Annotated in this window: 18 protein-coding genes; 3 read left to right on the plus strand and 15 right to left on the minus strand. The window is 67.6% G+C overall.

What is annotated here, in order from left to right; all coding sequences use genetic code 11:
• Positions 1–93: 93 nt before the first annotated feature.
• The 3 genes from ripB to NM203_RS11020 all read right to left on the minus strand — a co-directional run bounded on the left by ripB (position 94) and on the right by NM203_RS11020 (position 3,017).
• Positions 94–768, minus strand: coding sequence for an NlpC/P60 family peptidoglycan endopeptidase RipB (ripB, locus tag NM203_RS11010; protein WP_255060403.1), 675 nt, complete (start codon positions 766–768; stop codon positions 94–96).
• A 48-nt stretch (positions 769–816) separates the two neighbouring features.
• A complete protein-coding gene (ripA, locus tag NM203_RS11015) occupies positions 817–2,229 on the minus strand; it encodes an NlpC/P60 family peptidoglycan endopeptidase RipA (RefSeq protein WP_255059926.1) in 1,413 nt (470 codons plus the stop codon).
• Between the two features lie 221 nt (positions 2,230–2,450).
• Positions 2,451–3,017: an Rv1476 family membrane protein gene (locus NM203_RS11020; protein WP_332843454.1), complete on the minus strand. Its 567-nt coding sequence runs from the start codon at positions 3,015–3,017 to the stop codon at positions 2,451–2,453.
• A gap of 160 nt (positions 3,018–3,177) precedes the next feature.
• Between NM203_RS11020 and acnA the strand changes: the two genes are divergently transcribed.
• Together acnA and NM203_RS11030 are read left to right on the plus strand one after the other, a co-directional pair.
• Positions 3,178–5,985: an aconitate hydratase AcnA gene (gene acnA, locus NM203_RS11025; protein ID WP_255059928.1), complete on the plus strand. Its 2,808-nt coding sequence runs from the start codon at positions 3,178–3,180 to the stop codon at positions 5,983–5,985.
• A 38-nt stretch (positions 5,986–6,023) separates the two neighbouring features.
• Complete coding sequence (locus NM203_RS11030) at positions 6,024–6,587, plus strand: TetR/AcrR family transcriptional regulator (protein WP_255059930.1); 564 nt, start codon at positions 6,024–6,026, stop codon at positions 6,585–6,587.
• Here the strand turns inward: NM203_RS11030 and NM203_RS11035 are convergent.
• The 5 genes from NM203_RS11035 to NM203_RS11055 all read right to left on the minus strand — a co-directional run bounded on the left by NM203_RS11035 (position 6,584) and on the right by NM203_RS11055 (position 10,423).
• Entirely contained in the window at positions 6,584–6,772 is a 189-nt protein-coding gene (locus NM203_RS11035; protein WP_255059931.1) for a helix-turn-helix domain-containing protein, read from the minus strand. The genes NM203_RS11030 and NM203_RS11035 overlap by 4 nt on opposite strands.
• 107 nt (positions 6,773–6,879) lie before the next feature.
• A complete protein-coding gene (locus NM203_RS11040) occupies positions 6,880–8,508 on the minus strand; it encodes an ABC-F family ATP-binding cassette domain-containing protein (RefSeq protein WP_255059932.1) in 1,629 nt (542 codons plus the stop codon).
• 13 nt (positions 8,509–8,521) lie between these two features.
• Complete coding sequence (locus NM203_RS11045; protein WP_255059933.1) at positions 8,522–9,352, minus strand: enoyl-CoA hydratase; 831 nt, start codon at positions 9,350–9,352, stop codon at positions 8,522–8,524.
• Positions 9,353–9,370: 18 nt separating this feature from the next.
• Positions 9,371–9,736, minus strand: a complete 366-nt coding sequence (gene trxA / locus NM203_RS11050) for a thioredoxin (protein WP_255059934.1) — start codon at positions 9,734–9,736, stop codon at positions 9,371–9,373.
• A 45-nt stretch (positions 9,737–9,781) separates the two neighbouring features.
• Entirely contained in the window at positions 9,782–10,423 is a 642-nt protein-coding gene (locus NM203_RS11055) for a hypothetical protein (RefSeq protein ID WP_255059935.1), read from the minus strand.
• 44 nt (positions 10,424–10,467) lie between these two features.
• Here NM203_RS11055 and NM203_RS11060 point away from each other — a divergent pair, with 44 nt between their 5' ends.
• Positions 10,468–12,015 (plus strand): HNH endonuclease signature motif containing protein, encoded by a 1,548-nt coding sequence (locus NM203_RS11060; protein WP_255059936.1) that lies wholly within the window; start codon positions 10,468–10,470, stop codon positions 12,013–12,015.
• Positions 12,016–12,042: 27 nt separating this feature from the next.
• Here the strand turns inward: NM203_RS11060 and NM203_RS11065 are convergent, their stop codons facing one another.
• From NM203_RS11065 to NM203_RS11095, 7 genes are read right to left on the minus strand one after another with little or no spacing between them, the layout of a single operon-like run.
• Positions 12,043–12,390 (minus strand): metal-sulfur cluster assembly factor, encoded by a 348-nt coding sequence (locus NM203_RS11065; RefSeq protein ID WP_255059937.1) that lies wholly within the window; start codon positions 12,388–12,390, stop codon positions 12,043–12,045.
• Between the two features lie 11 nt (positions 12,391–12,401).
• Positions 12,402–12,842: a Fe-S cluster assembly sulfur transfer protein SufU gene (gene sufU, locus NM203_RS11070; RefSeq protein WP_255059938.1), complete on the minus strand. Its 441-nt coding sequence runs from the start codon at positions 12,840–12,842 to the stop codon at positions 12,402–12,404.
• Positions 12,839–14,092, minus strand: a complete 1,254-nt coding sequence (locus NM203_RS11075; RefSeq protein WP_255059939.1) for a cysteine desulfurase — start codon at positions 14,090–14,092, stop codon at positions 12,839–12,841. The genes sufU and NM203_RS11075 overlap by 4 nt, the downstream gene beginning before the upstream one ends.
• Position 14,093: 1 nt before the next feature.
• A complete protein-coding gene (sufC, locus tag NM203_RS11080) occupies positions 14,094–14,867 on the minus strand; it encodes a Fe-S cluster assembly ATPase SufC (protein WP_255059940.1) in 774 nt (257 codons plus the stop codon).
• Positions 14,864–16,045 carry a Fe-S cluster assembly protein SufD gene (gene sufD, locus NM203_RS11085; protein WP_255059941.1) on the minus strand — a complete coding sequence of 394 codons (1,182 nt, stop codon included), beginning with the start codon at positions 16,043–16,045 and terminating at the stop codon, positions 14,864–14,866. Before sufD ends, sufC begins: the two co-directional genes overlap by 4 nt.
• Positions 16,045–17,478: a Fe-S cluster assembly protein SufB gene (sufB, locus tag NM203_RS11090; RefSeq protein ID WP_255059942.1), complete on the minus strand. Its 1,434-nt coding sequence runs from the start codon at positions 17,476–17,478 to the stop codon at positions 16,045–16,047. The genes sufD and sufB overlap by 1 nt, the downstream gene beginning before the upstream one ends.
• Entirely contained in the window at positions 17,475–18,230 is a 756-nt protein-coding gene (locus tag NM203_RS11095; RefSeq protein WP_308212827.1) for a helix-turn-helix transcriptional regulator, read from the minus strand. The genes sufB and NM203_RS11095 overlap by 4 nt, the downstream gene beginning before the upstream one ends.
• Positions 18,231–18,326 lie beyond the last annotated feature (96 nt).

Here is an 18,326-nt window from a genome sequence, read left to right on the forward strand (position 1 = left end):
GCGGAACATCCGAGGCTGGCCCGGTCGCTCCTCGTCAACTATTCCAGGCACCACGGAATCCGTCGACGTCGCCCGTCAGCTATCAGGTTCCCATCAGGATTCGATAATGCGGGCCACATACGGTTGCAGGCCGGCGGTCCGGACCGGACTGACCGTCACCTTCTCCGCGCTGCCGGACGCTTCGAGCATCCGCCCGCCGCCGAGATACATGGCGACGTGCTGGCTTCCGCCGGGCCCCCAGAACAGCAGGTCGCCCCGCTTGGCCTGAGAGGTCGGCACTTTGCGGCCGGTGTTGTACTGGTCGCCCGAGTACTTGGGGATCTGCACCCCAACGCCCGCGAAGGCGTACCGGGTGAATCCGGAGCAGTCGTAGCCGACCTTGCCCGCGTCGTAGTCCACGCCCTCGCTGGGCCCGTTGAGCGCACCACCGCCCCAGGAGTACGGCACTCCCATCTGGGAACCGCCGCGCCGGATGACGTACTCGATCGCCTGCGGTCCGCGCACCCGGGCACCGACGGGGATGGAGCTCGCGGACGGTGACGGGGCCAGGCCGATGCTCTGCAGGAACTGGCTGCCCAGACTCTGCGTGGTCTGCAGTGCGAGCTGACTCACCGAGAACGCCGCGTTCGCGGCGGCCACCGGGTCGCCGGGCGCGCCGGAGCTGATGATCTTCGGAAGCGTCGGGTCCCACTGACCGTCGTCGGGTTCGGCCGCGGCGGGCGACGCGATGCCGACGGCCAGCAGACCCGCCAGCAGCGACACGATCATCACCCGCAGGACGTGCGAGCGCTCAATAGGCAGAGAAGGCAAGAGCAATCACCATTCGATGAGTCGGGTCACGTAAGGAGTCATGCCGCTGGTGCGCACGGGCGACACCTTCACCACCGATCCGGTGTAGGGCGCCTCAAGCATCTGGCCGTCGCCGAGGTACATCGCCACGTGTTGGCTGGCGTTGGGGCCGTAGAAGATCATGTCCCCGCGACGCATCTGGGACGACGGCACCTGACGACCGGCCTTGTACTGCGACCCGCTGTAGTGGTCCAGCTTGATGCCGACGCCCGCGAACATGTAGAGCATCAATCCGGAGCAGTCGAATCCGACTGTGCCAGCACCGGAATCGATGCCCCGGCTGGCGCCGGCCGCGTTGCCGCCGCCCCACGAGTAGGGGGTGCCCCGGACGGCGAGGCCGCGGTTGATCACGTACTCGGTGGCCTGCCTGCCGTACACCCGCGGGATGGCGCCGTTGGTCAAACCGCTTGGGGTGGGCAGGATTCCGATCGACTGCAGGAAGTTACGGCCCATCTGCTGAGTGACCTGCATCGATGTCTGGCCGATGCCGAGGATGGCGTTGATGATCGCCACGGGGTCGCCGCTGACGAAGGCGCTCGGAATCGCGGGCAACGTTGGATCCCACACGGTGTCCCAGTTGCCGCCGGCCGCCCCCGCGTTCGGGTCGCGATCCCAGTTCGCATCCGGCGCCGTCGGCCCTGCGGGCACGCTACGCGCGACGGGGGTGGCCGCAGGCGCAGCCCACTCCCGCGCCTGATCCAGCTTCGCTTGCGCCGCAGCGCGTTCCGCGGTGATCCGGTCCAGATCGGCCTGCTGCGCCCTGAACGTCTCCTGCGCCTCGGTGAGCGCCGCTACGGCGGCGTCCTGACTGGACTGGGCGTCGAGCACCGCCTGGTCGGCATCCTGCTTGGCCTGGCGGGCCGAGGACTCGCGGTTGACCAGATCGGTGCGCGCCCGCTGCAGGTCGGCAACGGCCTGTTGCGAGCTGATGGCCAGGGCCTGCTGTGTCGATGCCGCGTCGAGCAGTTGCGCGGGGTCGGTGGCCGTGAGGTAGGACGCCGACGGGCCGTTGACGTAGGCCGACGCCGCGAACGTGTTGAACCGCTGCTGTGCCGAGGCGATCGCGTCGTTGGCCGTGGCGAGCTCGGCCTGGCGAGCGTCGACGTCGCGCTGGGCGGCGGCCGCGTTGTCCCGCGCCGTCTGCACGTCGACCAGCGAGGCGTTGACGCTCTCCTGCTGACCCTGGATACGGGCGCCGAGGTCCTGCAGCTTCTGGTTGGCGTCGGCGACGGCGGCGACGAGTGTCGCGATGCCCTGCGGGGCGGCCGGTTCGGCGACGGCGATTCCCGCGGAGTTCGCGAACAGCGAGGAGACGAACACGCCGAACGCGATGGAGCAGGCACCCAGCCGGCACGCTGAGGCGCGGAAGTGGCGTCGCATTGGACTGTTGTCTCCTCGGGCTCGCGCGAACGTGGCAATGACGTTCGTCGTGAACCTGCTGTCACAGACGTCACTAATGCAACAGAGAACTCAACTGCAACAACAGGTACCTTCTGCACCGTACGTCACATCAGACGCCAAAGAAATGCCGGCGGAGAATTACAAACCTGTAATTGAAACGAGCGTTATCGAACGGTGACAACGCATTTGCGCGATCGCAATCAGTCGGCTGCGCGCACCCTCTCAGGGTCGGCGCGCCGCGCACGGACCTGCAGTAACCGGGTGGCGACGGCGGCAACGGCCACACCCGCCACAATCACGATCGTGAATGGCGTCCACGGGAAATGGTACGCGGTCACCTCGTTGACGAAATTCTGCGACGCCAGCACCGGATTACCGGGGATCTTGGCGTAATCCTGACCGGACTCGAGCGTGACGCGATCGAACTGCGTGCTGTAGGTGCCCGCGAACGTTGGGCTGATGACGAGCACCGTCGAACCGGGGAACTCCTGGCCCACCTCGGTCGCCACGTCGCGCAGCGGAGTGTCGATCGGCGGGTTGCTCGGCACGACCACCACCTTGAGGTCGATGCCCTTCTGTTCGGCGTCCTTCACCACGCCCTTGAGTCCGGCGATGTCGTCGGACGCTGGCGCGCTCACGCCGCCATCGCGCAGGGCGCCGAACACGTCGCCGAGGCAGACGTCCACCGGAGTGGCCGCTGGATCCCGTCCGACCGTTTCGCACAGTTCGGTCGGGATGAACAGCGGCAGCATGCCCGGAGTCGTCACGTGCCAGACGGTATCGCAGCACCGCGAACCTGACTGGCAGCACGCGCGAAACCGGACGAGACTGGACCCGCCCTTGGATCCAATAAAGGACAAGCGTACTGTTACGGTGAGAGCGCCGCCGACACAGCCCCGTCGCGGCGACAACTACACGGGAGTTACTGTGGCCTCGACGAAGTCAGTCAATTCATTCTCCGCGCACGACACCTTGAAGGTCGGCGACCAGAGCTACGAGATCTACCGTCTCGATGCGGTACCCGGAACCGAGAAGCTCCCCTACAGCCTCAAGGTGCTCGCCGAGAACCTGCTGCGCACCGAGGACGGTGCCAACATCACCAAGGAGCACATCGAGGCCATCGCGAACTGGGATCCCGAGGCCGACCCGAGCATCGAGATCCAGTTCACCCCGGCCCGCGTACTCATGCAGGACTTCACCGGCGTGCCCTGCATCGTCGACCTGGCCACCATGCGCGAAGCGGTCGCCGCCCTGGGTGGCGATCCCGAGAAGGTCAACCCGCTCTCCCCCGCCGAGATGGTCATCGACCACTCCGTGATCCTCGACGTCTTCGGCAACGCCGGTGCCTTCGAGCGCAACGTCGAACTCGAATACGAGCGCAACGGCGAGCGCTACCAGTTCCTGCGCTGGGGCCAGGGCGCGTTCCACGACTTCAAGGTCGTCCCGCCGGGGACCGGCATCGTGCACCAGGTCAACATCGAGTACCTGGCCAGGGTGGTCTTCGAGCGCGACGGCGTCGCCTACCCCGACACCTGTGTGGGCACCGACAGTCACACCACCATGGAGAACGGCCTCGGCGTGCTGGGCTGGGGCGTCGGCGGTATCGAGGCCGAGGCGGCCATGCTGGGCCAGCCCGTCTCGATGCTCATCCCCCGCGTCGTCGGCTTCAAGCTGACCGGCGAGATCAAGCCCGGCGTGACGGCCACCGACGTCGTGCTGACCGTGACCGACATGCTGCGCAAGCACGGCGTGGTCGGTAAGTTCGTCGAGTTCTACGGCAGGGGCGTGGCCGAGGTGCCGCTGGCCAACCGCGCCACGCTGGGCAACATGAGCCCCGAATTCGGTTCCACCGCAGCGATGTTCCCCATCGACGAGGAGACCATCACCTACCTGCGCCTGACCGGGCGCACCGACCAGCAGCTGGCGCTGGTCGAGGCGTACGCCAAGGCGCAGGGCATGTGGCACGACCCCGACAAGGAACCCGTCTTCTCCGAGTACCTCGAGCTCGACCTGTCGACCGTGGTGCCGTCGATCTCCGGCCCCAAGCGGCCGCAGGACCGCATCGAGCTGTCCGACGCGAAGAACGCGTTCCGCAAGGACATCCACAACTACGTCGAGGAGAACCACCCGGCGCCGGAGACCAAGCTGGACGAGGCGGTCGACGAGTCCTTCCCCGCGAGCGACTCGGTGTCGCTGTCCTTCGCCGACGACGACGCGGTCATCCCCTCGGCGGCCAACGGCTGCGAGGGCAGGCCGACCAAGCCGGTCAAGGTGCACTCCGAGGAACTCGGCGACTTCGTGCTCGACCACGGCGCCGTCGTCGTCGCGGGCATCACGTCCTGCACCAACACCTCCAATCCGACGGTCATGCTCGGCGCCGCGCTGCTCGCGAAGAAGGCCGTCGAGAAGGGGCTGACCAGCAAGCCGTGGGTGAAGACCAACATGGCGCCGGGGTCGCAGGTCGTCACGGACTACTACAACAAGGCCGGCCTGTGGCCCTACCTGGAGAAGCTGGGCTACTACCTGGGCGGCTACGGCTGCACCACGTGCATCGGCAACACCGGCCCACTGCCCGACGACGTCAGCAAGGCCATCAACGACAACGACCTGTCCGTCACCGCGGTGCTCTCGGGTAACCGCAACTTCGAAGGCCGCATCTCCCCCGACGTGAAGATGAACTACCTGGCCTCGCCGCCACTGGTCATCGCGTACGGCATCGCGGGCACGATGGACTTCGACTTCGAGGCCGATCCGCTGGGCACGGATCACGACGGAAACGACGTGTTCCTGAAGGACATCTGGCCGTCCTCCCAGGAGATCCAGGAGACCATCGCGTCGTCGATCGACCGCAAGATGTTCGTCGACAGCTACGCCGACGTGTTCAAGGGCGACGAACGCTGGCGCTCGCTGCCGACGCCGGAGGGCAACACCTTCGCGTGGGACGACGCCTCGACCTACGTGCGGAAGCCCCCGTACTTCGACGGCATGCCCGCCGACCCGCAGCCCGTCTCCGACATCTCGGGTGCGAGGGTGCTCGCGCTGCTCGGCGACTCGGTCACCACCGATCACATCAGCCCGGCGGGCAGCATCAAGAAGGGCACTCCCGCAGCCCAGTACCTCGAGGCACACGGCGTCGAGCCGAAGGACTTCAACTCGCTGGGGTCGCGTCGCGGCAACCACGAGGTGATGATCCGCGGCACCTTCGCCAACATCCGGCTGCGCAACCAGCTGCTCGACGACGTCTCCGGTGGCTACACCAGGGACTTCACTCAGGACGGCGGTCCGCAGGCCTTCATCTACGACGCGTCGCAGAACTACCAGAAGGCCGGCATCCCGCTCGTCGTGCTGGGCGGCAAGGAGTACGGTTCCGGCTCATCGCGGGACTGGGCCGCGAAGGGCACCTCGCTGCTCGGCGTCCGCGCGGTGATCGTCGAATCCTTCGAACGCATCCACCGCTCGAATCTGATCGGCATGGGCGTGATCCCGCTGCAGTTCCCGGCGGGCGAGTCGGCGGCGAGCCTCAAACTCGACGGCACAGAGACCTTCGACATCGCGGGCATCACCGGTCTCAACGAGGGCAAGACGCCCAAGACGGTGCACGTCACGGCCACGAAGGACGACGGTTCCACGGTGGAGTTCGACGCGGTCGTCCGCATCGACACCCCCGGTGAAGCCGACTACTACCGCAACGGCGGCATCCTGCAGTACGTGCTGCGCAACATGTTGAAGTCGTAGCCGAGAACCAAAGAAGCCAAGGCAATGCCAGTGGTCTCTTGCCCCGCGTAACCGACGATCACCTCGCGGCGCGCCGTCGACAGATCCTCGACGGCGCCCGCAGGTGTTTCGCGGAGTACGGCTACGACAAGGCGACGGTCCGACGGCTGGAGCAGACGATCGGGCTGTCGCGCGGCGCGATCTTCCACCACTTCAAGGACAAGGACACCCTGTTCTTCGAACTGGCGCACGAGGACGCCGAGCGGATGGCCGACGTCGCGTCCCGCGAGGGCCTCGTCCAGGTGATGCGGGACATGCTCGCCGCCCCGGAGCAATTCGACTGGCTGGCGACCCGGCTGGAGATCGCCCGAAAGCTGCGCAACGATCCGGTGTTCAACAGGGGTTGGGCCGACCGGTCAGCCGAACTGGCAACGGCGACCGCCGAACGGCTGCGTCAGCAGGAGCAGGCCGGCCGGTTGCGCAGCGATGTGCCCAGTGCGGTGCTGCAGATGTACCTGGACCTGGTGCTCGACGGTCTGGTGGCGCGATTGGCCTCGGGCGACGACCCGGAGAAGCTCAGCGCGGTGCTCGATCTGGTCGAGGCGTCGGTCCGGCAGAGCTAGCGGCGCGACCGGTGGTTGGGACCGCCACGACTGCGCATGGTCGTGCCCGATTCTCGCAGCAGGCTGTGAATCGACCCGTAGGAGCGTCCGGTCGAGGCCACCAGGGTCCTGATGCTCGCACCGCTCTCGTAGGCGCTGCGCAGTTCGTGCAGCAACCGCTGCCGCGACTCGTTCGTATCCGTCATTCGACACCTCTCCCCTCTTTGGTGAATGACAGACCTATTACCCAGACTAACCAGCTCTTAACCCCGGCGGACGAATGTTCACTGAGCGGATCAGGGCAACGCGCAGGTCAGGCGAGTTCGATGAGGTCGCGGTACTCCTCGGACCAGTAGTCCTCAGTGCCGTCGGGGAGCAGCACCACGCGTTGCGGGTCGAGCGCCTCGGCGGCCCCCGGATCGTGGGTGACCAGCACGACGGCGCCCTGATAGCTACGCAGCGCGTCGAGCACCTGTTCGCGGGACGCGGGGTCCAGGTTGTTGGTCGGCTCGTCGAGGAGCAGCACGTTCGCGGTCGACGCGACCAGACCGGCCAGCGCCAACCGGGTCTTCTCGCCACCGGACAGGGTGCCGGCAGGCTGGTCGAGCTGCGGACCGGAGAACATGAAGGCACCCAGCAGGCTGCGCAGGTCCTGCTCGCCGGTGTCGGGTGCGGCGTGGCGGATGTTCTCCCACACCGACGCCATCCCGTCGATGGTGTCGTGCTCCTGCGCGAAGTAGCCCAGCTTCAGGCCGTGCCCCGGTTCGATCTGACCCGCATCGGGCTTCTCCGCTCCCGCGAGGATGCGCAACAGCGTCGTCTTACCCGCACCGTTGAGGCCCAGGATCACGACCCTGGAGCCCTTGTCGATCGCGAGATCGACTCCGGTGAACACCTCGAGCGAGCCGAAGGTCTTCGTCAGGCCTTTGCCGACCAGTGGGGTCCGCCCGCACACGGCCGGTGTGGGGAACCTGATCTTGGCCACCTTGTCGGACACCCGCTCGGCGTCCAGCTCGGCGATCATCCGCTCGGCGCGACGCAACATGTTCTGTGCCGCAACGGCTTTGGTGGCCTTTGCGCCCATCTTGGCGGCTTGTACGCGCAGTGCCCCCGCCTTCTTCTCGGCGTTGGCGCGTTCCCTGCGGCGGCGCTGCTCGTCGGTCGCCCTGGCGTCGAGGTACTTCTGCCAGCCCATGTTGTAGACGTCCGCTTCACCGCGCACGGCGTCGAGGAACCACACCCGGTTCACCACGTCGGCGAGCAGGTCCACGTCGTGGCTGATGACGACGAGGCCCCCCGTGTGGTTCTGCAGGAACGTGCGCAGCCAGCCGATCGAGTCGGCGTCGAGGTGGTTGGTCGGCTCGTCGAGCAGGAGGGTCGTATCCGAGCCGGACCCGGTGTCCGAGGCCGCGAACAGGATGCGGCTGAGTTCGACACGACGTCGCTGACCGCCGGACAGCGTCCGCAGCGGCTGAGTCAGGATCCGCTCGGGCAGGCCGAGGCTCGCGCAGATCCGGCCCGCCTCGCTCTCGGCGGCGTACCCGCCCAGCGCGGCGAACCGCTCCTCGAGTTCGCCGTACCGGCGCACCGCCTTGTCACGCGCGGCGTCGTCGGCGACCTCGGCCATGAGCGCCTGCTGCTTCTCGAGATCGGACAGAAGCGTGTCCAGGCCGCGCGCGGAGAGCACCCGATCGCGGGCCAGCATGTCGAGGTCGCCTTCGCGGGGATCCTGTGGCAGGTAACCGATCTCGCCGGTCCGGACGATCGTGCCCGCATACGGCTCGCCTTCGCCCGCCAGGATTCGCATGGTGGTCGTCTTGCCCGCGCCGTTGCGACCGACGAGGCCGATTCGATCACCCGGCTGGATGCGCAGCGCCGACCCCTCGATGAGCAGCAGTGTGCGCGCGCCGGCGCGGACCTCGAGGTCCGTTGCGGTGATCACGCTGTGCTCCTAGCTACTTGTCGTCGGTGAAGGCCGCGGGTCGTTTCTCCGCGCGCGCGGCAACCGCTTCCTCGAAGTTGGCGGTGAGTAAACGCACGAAGAGTTGTCCCAGGCCCTCGGCCTGCATGTGGCCTTCCAGGCTACCGGCGTCCAGTCCACTCCAGAGCGTGCGCTTGGTCAACTCGATTCCCGGTCGGGAGAACCCCGCGATGCGCTCGGCCATCGTGTAGCAGGTCGTCAGCAGGTCGGCGTCGGGGACGGTGCGCGACACCAGGCCGATGCGCTCGGCTTCCGCGGCGTCGATGTCGCGACCGGTCAGCATGGCCTCGAACGCCCGCGACGTGCCGATCGCCCGAGGCAGCAGGTAGGACAGGCCGAGCTCACTGGCCGTGAGGCCGTTGTTGATGCCCGCGGCGCGGAAGTACGCACCCTCGGCGGCGACCCGGATGTCGCATGCCAGCGCGAGGCACAGACCACCGCCGATGGCGGCGCCGTTGACCGCGGCGATGACCGGTTGATGCAGTTTGCGTATGGCGAGAATCACATCGTCGAGCACCTCCATCGACCGCAGCGCGAACGTGGGCCGGGTCAGGCCGTCGACGTGCGGAACGGAGCCCGCCGACTTGTGATCGGCCCCCGAGGAGAAGCCCCGTCCGGCACCGGTCAGGACGACGGCTCGGACGTCGTTGTCGTGGGTGAGTTCGTCGAGCACCCGCTTGAGGGGCACCATGACGTCGAATGCCATCGAGTTCATCCGCTCGGGACGATTGAGCGTCACCAGCGCCACATGGGGCGCTGGGCGATCGACGACGACGAAGGGGCTGTGCTCGGTCACGATCAGCACGCTATCGCGTGCCGGGCGTCACTCCGCTTCGGATGCGGCCTGTTCCTTGAGCGCGGCCTCGATGTCGAGATCCTTGATCTGGGTGATGATGCCGTCGAGGTCCTTGGCAGGCAGCATGCCCGAGTGGCGGAAGACCATGTGGCCCTTCTTGAACGCCATCAGCGTCGGGATCGCCTGAATCTGCGCGGCGGCGGCGAGTGCCTGCTCGGCCTCGGTGTCGACCTTGGCGTGCACGACGTCGGGATGCTTGTCCGACGACGCGGAGAACGTCGGCGCGAAAGCCTTACACGGTCCGCACCATTCGGCCCAGAAGTCCACCAGCACGATCTCGTTGTCGTTGATGGTGTCGTTGAACTGCTCGGCGGTGATGTCCTGTGTACTCACGCCACTCCTAACGTCGTCATCTAGCAGGTTGTTCCCAGTATGTGGTCAATCCAACCCGGCGAGCAGCGCCGCGCGGCCCTCGTTGAGGAACGCCACGATGTCGACGGCGAGTTCGTCAACGTCATGGGCGACGGTCAGCGGCCGGATCGCGCCGAACGGCGCGTTCCAGAAGGGCCCTTCTCGCTGCACCCACGGACCGACGTACGCATACGGCAGCGGATGGTGCTCGTCGCCTGCCGACACTCCGTAGTTGACCTCGGCCTCGGTGACGGCGACGTCGAAATGCCCGGGCCAGAGCACCGGATGTTGTTCCGGCAGAACCTGTTTCAGAGCGTACCCGCCGGCGTACAGGCAGCGGTGCAGGAGTTCGGCTGCGACCGGGTCGACATCGAGCTCCTCGTCCGCCGACAACGGGTCGACGATGTCGTAGACGCCGTCCGGCGGACCGAAGGTGATGTCGGCGGCGGTCGCGAGATCCGCGGCCCGACCCCGTAGCGGTGCCGCGCCGTCCTGCCAACAGAATTCGACGCCGTGCACCGCCAGCGGCAGTTCGACACCTACGAAGCCGTCCGGCCGGACCGCCAGCCGGATGGTGCCCGCGGCGCGGAACTGCGGACCGGCGATCAGACTCTCCGCGACGCCGCGGAGTTGCCGGCGAGTTGTCACGTAGGCGTTCTCAGCGTCCATCAGCGCGAGCCTACTTGTCCTACCCGCAATCTATAGTCGAACATGTGTTCGAAGACTTGAGTGCGGCGGCGTTGGTCGACGCGATCACCGCGCGTGCTCGGGCGTCGGCGTCCGCGGATGCGGAGAGGTACGCGGCGATCGCGGAGTTGGCGCGGCGCCGGCTGCGCGACGGCGTGGAGCTCGAGGACGCCGCCGCCGATGCCGTCGACGGGGCGGCCGCGGAGATCGGTGCGGCTCTCAACATCGGTCACGGCCGGGCGCTCGGCGAGATCGACATCGCGACCATGCTGCGCGACACGTTCCCGCGCGTGAACGCCCTGTTCCTGCAGGGCGTGGTCACCGGGCGGCGGGTCTGGATCCTGGCGAAGCGCACCGATCTCGTCGCCGATCCCGACGCCCTGGCGCAGTTGGATCGGGTGCTGGCCGACCGCATCCTCGGGTGGGGCCCGCTCTCGGAGTGGAAGTTCGAACAACTCCTCGACGCCGAGATCGCCCGCATCGATCCCGCCGCCGTGCACCGGGTCCGCGAACAGGTCCGCGACCGCGACTTCGTCGTCGGCCGCCACGACGGGTCGGGCACCGTGCCCTACTGGGGCCGGATGGCCGGACCCGACGCCGCGATCGCCGTCACCCAGATCCGGCGGATGGCGCGCAGCGTGTGCCCCGACGACCCCCGCACCCTCAAACAGCGCCGTGGTGACGCGCACGCCGCGCTGATCGCCGGATCCACCGTCCTGGCGTGTCGATGCGGCAACCCGGACTGCCCCGCCACCGAGGGGGACGACGCCGCGGCCAGCAGAGTGAGCATCCACGTCATCACCGACCGGGCCACCCTCGACACCGCCCTCAGTGCCAGTGGCGCGGGCGAGTCCGATCTGCACGGCCCCCGCACCGTGGAGGGCGAACTCGACGAGATCATCGACGAGGTCGAGGAGGACGCCCAGTACGAGGCCGACACCCGCACCGACGACCACGTCGAGGAGCCACCGGTCCCCGACCCCGGGCCCGAGTCACGGCCTCTGGCGATCATCCCCGGCCACGGCGTCGTCCCCCCGCCCCTGCTGGCCGACCTCATCGCCCGCGGCAGCAGAGCCCGAGCGATCCGAATCCCGAAAGCCGACCCCGACACCGGCTACCGTCCCTCGGCGGCCACCGATCACTTCGTCCGCCTGCGCGACCTCACCTGCCGGGCACCGGGCTGCGACCGGCTCGCCGAGTTCACCGACATCGACCACACCGTGCCGTATCCGGCGGGGCCGACCCATGCCGGTGGCCTCAAGTGCGATTGCCGAAAGCACCACCTGATCAAGACGTTCCACGCCGGCTGGTCGGAGGTCCAACTCCCCGACGGGACCGTCATCACCACCACCCCCACCGGGCACACCTACACCACCAAGCCCGGCATCACGCTGCTGTTCCCCGACGCCGACATCACCACCCCCGCACCCCGACCCACCCGGCCACCACCGCCCAGCCCGTACCGCTCCATGATGATGCCCCGCCGAAAACGCACCCGCGCCCAAGCCAAGGCCCAACGCATCAAAGCCGAACGCGCCAAGAACCTCCACGACGAGGAACCCCCACCCTTCTGAAGTCTCTGCGCGGCGAATCCCGTTGAGTTACACCGTGAACCCGAGGGCGCGCAGCTGTTCGCGGCCGTCCTCGGTGATCTTGTCCGGGCCCCACGGCGGATTCCAGACCCAGTTGATCTTGATCTCGTTCACCAGCCCGGCACCGACGAGTGCGGTCCGCGACTGGTCCTCGATGACGTCCGTCAGCGGACACGCCGCCGAGGTGAGCGTCATGTTGATCAGGGCGACCTTGCCGGACTCGGCCTCTTCCACGTCGAGGCCGTACACCAGCCCGAGGTCGACGACGTTGATGCCGAGCTCGGGGTCGACGACGTCGCGCATCGCCTCCTCCAGGTCGGCCAGGAACTCCTCGTTGGGAATAGCGGTGTCACTCATGGGCGGTTCTCCTAATCCTTCGCTTGCACCAGTGCGTCCTTGAAGGCCATCCATCCGAGCAGCGCGCACTTCACCCGCGCCGGATACTTGGCCACCCCGGCGAAGGCGATGCCGTCGCCGATCACATCCTCGTCACCCTCGACGTTGCCGCGCGACGAGATCATCTCCGTGAACGCCGCGACGGTCTTGAGCGCGTCGCCCACCGTCTGCCCGATGATCTGGTCGGTCAGCACCGACGTCGACGCCTGACTGATCGAGCAGCCCTGCCCGTCGTACGACACGTCGGTCACCGTCTCGCCGTCCTCCGACAGCGCCACTCGGAGCGTCACCTCGTCGCCGCACGTCGGATTGACGTGCTGCACCTCGGCGCCGAACGGCTCGCGCAGTCCGCGGTGGTGCGGGTGCTTGTAGTGGTCCAGGATCACCTCCTGGTACATCTGCTCCAACCTCACGAGAAGAACTCCACCGCCCGCTTCACGCCCGCCACCAGCCGGTCCACCTCGTCGGCGGTGTTGTAAACCGCGAACGACGCCCTGGCGGTCGCCGCGATGCCGAAGCGGCGGTGCAGCGGCCAGGCGCAGTGGTGTCCCACCCGGACCGCGACGCCCTCGTCGTCGAGCACCTGACCCACGTCGTGGGCGTGCACACCGTCGACGACGAACGACACCGGCGATCCACGGCGCTCGGTCGACAGCGGCCCGATGATCCGGACGGCGGGGATGCCCGCGAGTCCCTCGAGGGCCGCGGCGACCAACTGCTCCTCGTGGCGTTGCACCTCCGGCATTCCGAGCGCGCTCAGATACCTTGCGGCGGCCGCCAACCCGACCACCTGCGACGTCATGGGCGTTCCCGCCTCGAAGCGCTGGGGGGCGGGCGCGTAGGTCGTCGCCTCCATCGTCACCGTCTCGATCATCGACCCGCCGGTGAGAAACGGCGGCAGGGCGGCCAGCAGTTCGCGGCGGCCGTACAACACGCCGATACCCGTCGGGCCCAGCATCTTGTGACCGGAGAACGCGGCGAAGTCGACGTCGAGAGCGTGGACGTCGACGGGTTGGTGCGGCACCGACTGGCAGGCGTCGAGAAGCGTGAGTGCGCCGACCGCCTTCGCACGGGACACCAGTTCGGCGACCGGTGCCACGGCACCCGTGACGTTCGAATGATGGCTGAACGCAACGATCTTGACCCGGTCGTCCAACTCGAGCGAGTCGAGATCGATGCGTCCGTCGTCGGTGACGCCGTACCACTTCAGCGTCGCGCCGGTTCGCCGGGCCAGCTCCTGCCACGGGATGAGGTTGGCGTGGTGTTCGAGTTCGGTGGTGACGATGACGTCGCCGGGGCCGACTGCGCGCTCGAACCGCTCGTCCCCCACGGCGTACGACACCAGGTTGATGGCCTCGGTGGCGTTCTTCGTGAAGACGAGCTCGTCCACGTCCGCGCCGACGAAGTCGGCGATGTCCTGCCTGCCCTGCTCGTAGGCGTCGGTGGACTCCTCCATCAGCTGGTGCGCACCGCGGTGCACGGCGCCGTTGGAGGTCACCAGGAACTCGCGCTCGGCGTCGAGTACGGCCAGCGGCTTCTGCGACGTCGCCCCGGAGTCCAGATACGCCAACCGATTTCCGCCGCGCATCGTCCTGTCGAGAATCGGGAAGTCCGCCCGGACCCTAGCGAGCCCCGCGAGATCCAATGCGTGTACCGCCGTCATGTCAGGCTCCGGCGGATGCGGCCTGCGTGAACTGCTCGTAACCGTTGGCTTCGAGCTCGTCGGCCAGTTCGGGTCCGCCGGACTTGATGATCCGGCCGCCCAGGAAGACGTGCACGAACTGCGGCTGGATGTAGCGCAGGATCCGCGTGTAGTGGGTGATGAGCAGGACGCCTGCGTTCTCGGCCTGGGCATAGCGGTTCACACCCTCGCTGACGACACGCAGCGCGTCGACGTCGAGACCCGAGTCGGTTTCGTCGAGGATGGCGATCTTCGGCTTGAGCAGTCCGAGCTGCAGGATCTCGTGACGCTTCTTCTCGCCGCCGGAGAACCCCTCGTTGACGCTGCGCTCGCCGAACGACGGATCGATGCCCAGGTCGCTCATCGCGCCCTTGACCTCCTTGACCCAGTGCCGCAGCTTCGGCGCCTCGCCGCGCACCGACGTCGCCGCCGTGCGCAGGAAGTTCGACATCGAGACACCGGGCACCTCGATCGGGTACTGCATCGCCAGGAACAGCCCCGCGCGGGCGCGTTCGTCGACGCTCATCTCGAGAACGTCCTCGCCGTCGAGCGTGATCGAGCCCGACGTGACGGTGTACTTCGGATGCCCGGCGATGGCGTACGACAGCGTCGACTTGCCGGATCCGTTGGGCCCCATGACGGCGTGCGTCTCACCCGAGTTCACGGTCAGGTTGACACCCTTGAGGATGGCGATGTCGTCGCCGCCCTCCGGGTTGGCGACGGAGACGTGTAGGTCCTTGACTTCAAGTGTGGTCATGATTCGGCTGTTCTCTCGGTGATTGCTAGTTCTCGTTCGATGGCTTCGGTGAGGCGCTCGCGCACGGCGGCTGACGGGATCTTCGCGATGATCTCGCCGAAGAAGCCGCGCACCACCAGGCGACGGGCCTGTGCCTCGGGGATGCCGCGCGCCCGCAGGTAGAACAACTGCTCGTCGTCGAAACGTCCCGTCGCACTGGCGTGTCCGGCGCCGACGATCTCACCCGTCTCGATCTCGAGGTTGGGCACCGAGTCGGCGCGGGCGCCGTCGGTGAGCACCAGGTTGCGGTTCACCTCGAAGGTGTCCGTGCCGGTGGCACCGGCCCGGATCAGCACGTCGCCGATCCACACCGTGTGCGCGTCCGGCTTAGAGGAGTCCGGATCCCCTTGCAGCGCACCCTTGTACAGCACGTCCGACTTACAGTTGGGGTGCGAGTGGTCGACCAGGAGTCGCGACTCGAAGTGCTGGCCGTCGTCGGCGAAGTAGGTGCCGAGCAGCTTGGCGTCGCCGCCGGAGCCGGTGAACCGCACGGTCGCGGTGGTCCGGACGACGTCGCCGCCAAGCGTCACGTTGACGTGGCCGAGCACCGCGTCCTTGCCGAGGGTCGCGTGGTGCGCGCTGACGTGCACCATGTCGTCGGCCCAGTCCGCGATCCAGATGACGCCGATCCCGGCGGAGTCGCCGACGATGATCTCGACGTTGTCGGCGTAGGTGCCGCTCCCGCGCAGGTCCACGACGACGATCGCCCGCGACAGTTCCTCGACCCTGATCTGCAGGTGGCCGTACGCCACCTCGCCGGCACCGGGGCCGTTCACCACGATCTCGATGGGCTCCGCGACCTCGGTGTCGCGCGGCACCGTGACGATGGTGGCGGTGCCGAACGACGAGAACGCCTGCGCCGCAACTCGATCGGACGGAACGCCGCCCTGACCGAGCCGCTCGTCACCGCGCTGCACCGTCTCGACGGTGACGCCTGCCGTCTCGGACACCTCGATCAGCGCGCTTCCGGTCGCGGGTGCGGACCCGTCGTGCAGGCCGCGGAGTCGCTTCAGCGGGGTGAACCGCCACAGCTCGTCGCGGCCGCCCGGTACCTCGAAGGCGTCGACGTCGAACGAGGCGAACAGCTCGCCCTTGTTCTTGATGATCCCTTCGGCGGCCTCGGTCAGATTGTGGGCCATTAACCGACCGAGCCTTCCATCTGCAGCTCGATGAGCCGGTTGAGCTCCAGCGCGTACTCCATCGGCAGCTCCTTGGCGATGGGCTCGACGAACCCGCGCACCACCATCGCCATCGCCTCGTCCTCGGTGAGGCCGCGGCTCATCAGGTAGAACAGCTGATCGTCGCTGACCTTCGACACCGTGGCCTCGTGGCCCATCGTCACGTCGTCCTCGCGGATGTCGACGTACGGGTAGGTGTCGGACCGGCTGATCGTATCGACAAGCAGCGCATCGCATTTCACGCTCGAGCGGGAGCCGTGGGCACCCTTGTTCACCTGGACGAGTCCGCGGTAGGACGCCCGGCCACCGCCGCGCGCCACCGACTTGGACACGATGTTGGACGACGTGTTGGGTGCCAGGTGCAGCATCTTGGCACCGGTGTCCTGGTGCTGGCCCGCACCGGCGAACGCCACCGAGAGCACTTCGCCCTTGGCGTGCTCACCGGTCATCCACACCGCCGGGTACTTCATGGTGACCTTGGACCCGATGTTGCCGTCGACCCACTCCATCGTGGCGCCCGCCTCGGCGCGGGCGCGCTTGGTGACCAGGTTGTAGACGTTGTTCGACCAGTTCTGGATGGTCGTGTAGCGGCACCGGCCACCGGGCTTGACGATGATCTCGACGACGGCCGAGTGCAGCGAGTCGCTCTTGTAGATCGGCGCGGTGCAGCCCTCGACGTAGTGCACGTAGGCGTCCTCGTCGACGATGATCAGCGTGCGCTCGAACTGGCCCATGTTCTCGGTGTTGATCCGGAAGTAGGCCTGCAGCGGGATGTCGACGTGCACGCCCTTCGGGACGTAGATGAACGAGCCACCCGACCACACCGCGGTGTTGAGCGCGGAGAACTTGTTGTCGCCGGCGGGGATCACCGTGCCGAAGTACTCCTTGAACAGCTCGGGATGCTCGCGCAGTCCGGAGTCGGTGTCGAGGAAGATGACGCCCTGCGCCTCGAGGTCCTCGCGGATCGAGTGGTACACGACCTCGGACTCGTACTGCGCGGCGACGCCGGACACCAGGCGCTGCTTCTCCGCCTCGGGGATGCCGAGCTTGTCGTAGGTGTTCTTGATGTCGGCGGGCAGGTCGTCCCAGGTGGCGGCCTGCTTCTCGCTGGACCGGACGAAGTACTTGATGTTGTCGAAGAAGATGCCCTCGAGGTTGGAACCCCAGTTCGGCATCGGCTTCTTGCCGAACGTCCGCAGCGCCTTCAGCCGGACGTCCAGCATCCACTCGGGCTCGCTCTTCTTGGCCGAGATGTCGCGCACCACGGCCTCGCTCAGACCGCGCTGGGCACTGGCACCGGCGACGTCGGAATCCGACCAGCCGTAGCCGTACGTGCCCAGGGACGCGATGGCCTCCTCCTGGGTCAGTTGCGGGGCCTCGGGGGTAGTCGTCATGTCGACGCTCCTTGCTTGATCGTGGTGGATTCCTCGGCAGGGGCTGAGAGCCGAAGGGTGGGCTGTTCGAGGCTGACGGGAACGTGTGTGGTGCACGCGCAGTCGCCGTTGACGATGGTGGCCAGCCGCTGGACGTGCGTGCCCAGGAGTTCGGCGAAGGCCTCGCGTTCGGCGTCGCACAGTTCCGGGAACTCCTCGGCGACGTGCGACACCGGGCAGTGATGCTGGCAGATCTGCACGCCGCCGATGGGACCGGGTGCCGGCGCGGTGGTGGTGGCGTAGCCGGCGGAGGTCAGCGCCGTCGCGACTCGGTCCGCCGCGGCCTCCACGTCGCCGTCGCCTGCGTCGTCGACGCCGGACAGGATCGTGTCGATGCGACGCCTGGCGAACGTGCGGATGGCGTCGTCGCCACCGATCTCACGTAACTGCCGCATCGCGGCCACGGCCAGGTCGTCGTAGGTGTGATCGAGCTTGGCGCGGCCGGCGGCCGTGATCCGGTACCGCTTCGCGGGCCTGCCCCTGCCGTTGTGCTGCCAGGCGGCCGCGGCGTTGGATTCGGCGTCGCCGGCGTCGATCAGCGCGTCGAGGTGCCTGCGCACACCCGCCGCTGAGATACCGAGACGCTCGCCGATCTGACCGGCGGTGATGGGACCCTCGACGAGCAGTTGCACGATCGCTCGCCGGGTGTGGCCATCCGAGGACGGCGCGCCGCCTGCGGGCGCGCCAACGGGGGCATCAGCCACCGGACGGATTTTCACAACACCATTGTGACGGAATTCGGCAAACGGGTCTAGCAAGGTCACCCTTAGCCGACCGTCGACATCCTCACACCGGTCGGCGGGAATACG

This window comes from Mycolicibacterium arenosum (genome assembly GCF_024320865.1).
Classification (GTDB): Bacteria; Actinomycetota; Actinomycetes; order Mycobacteriales; family Mycobacteriaceae; genus Mycobacterium; species Mycobacterium arenosum.

Bases quoted from the DNA above. Each gene is read 5' to 3' on its own strand.
- ripB (WP_255060403.1), bottom strand. From the start codon at position 768: ATGATCGTGTCGCTGCTGGCGGGTCTGCTGGCCGTCGGCATCGCGTCG.
- ripA (WP_255059926.1), bottom strand. From the start codon at position 2,229: ATGCGACGCCACTTCCGCGCCTCAGCGTGCCGGCTGGGTGCCTGCTCC.
- NM203_RS11035 (WP_255059931.1), bottom strand. From the start codon at position 6,772: ATGACGGATACGAACGAGTCGCGGCAGCGGTTGCTGCACGAACTGCGC.
- NM203_RS11055 (WP_255059935.1), bottom strand. From the start codon at position 10,423: ATGGACGCTGAGAACGCCTACGTGACAACTCGCCGGCAACTCCGCGGC.
- NM203_RS11065 (WP_255059937.1), bottom strand. From the start codon at position 12,390: ATGAGTGACACCGCTATTCCCAACGAGGAGTTCCTGGCCGACCTGGAG.
- NM203_RS11075 (WP_255059939.1), bottom strand. From the start codon at position 14,092: ATGACGGCGGTACACGCATTGGATCTCGCGGGGCTCGCTAGGGTCCGG.
- sufC (WP_255059940.1), bottom strand. From the start codon at position 14,867: ATGACCACACTTGAAGTCAAGGACCTACACGTCTCCGTCGCCAACCCG.
- sufD (WP_255059941.1), bottom strand. From the start codon at position 16,045: ATGGCCCACAATCTGACCGAGGCCGCCGAAGGGATCATCAAGAACAAG.
- sufB (WP_255059942.1), bottom strand. From the start codon at position 17,478: ATGACGACTACCCCCGAGGCCCCGCAACTGACCCAGGAGGAGGCCATC.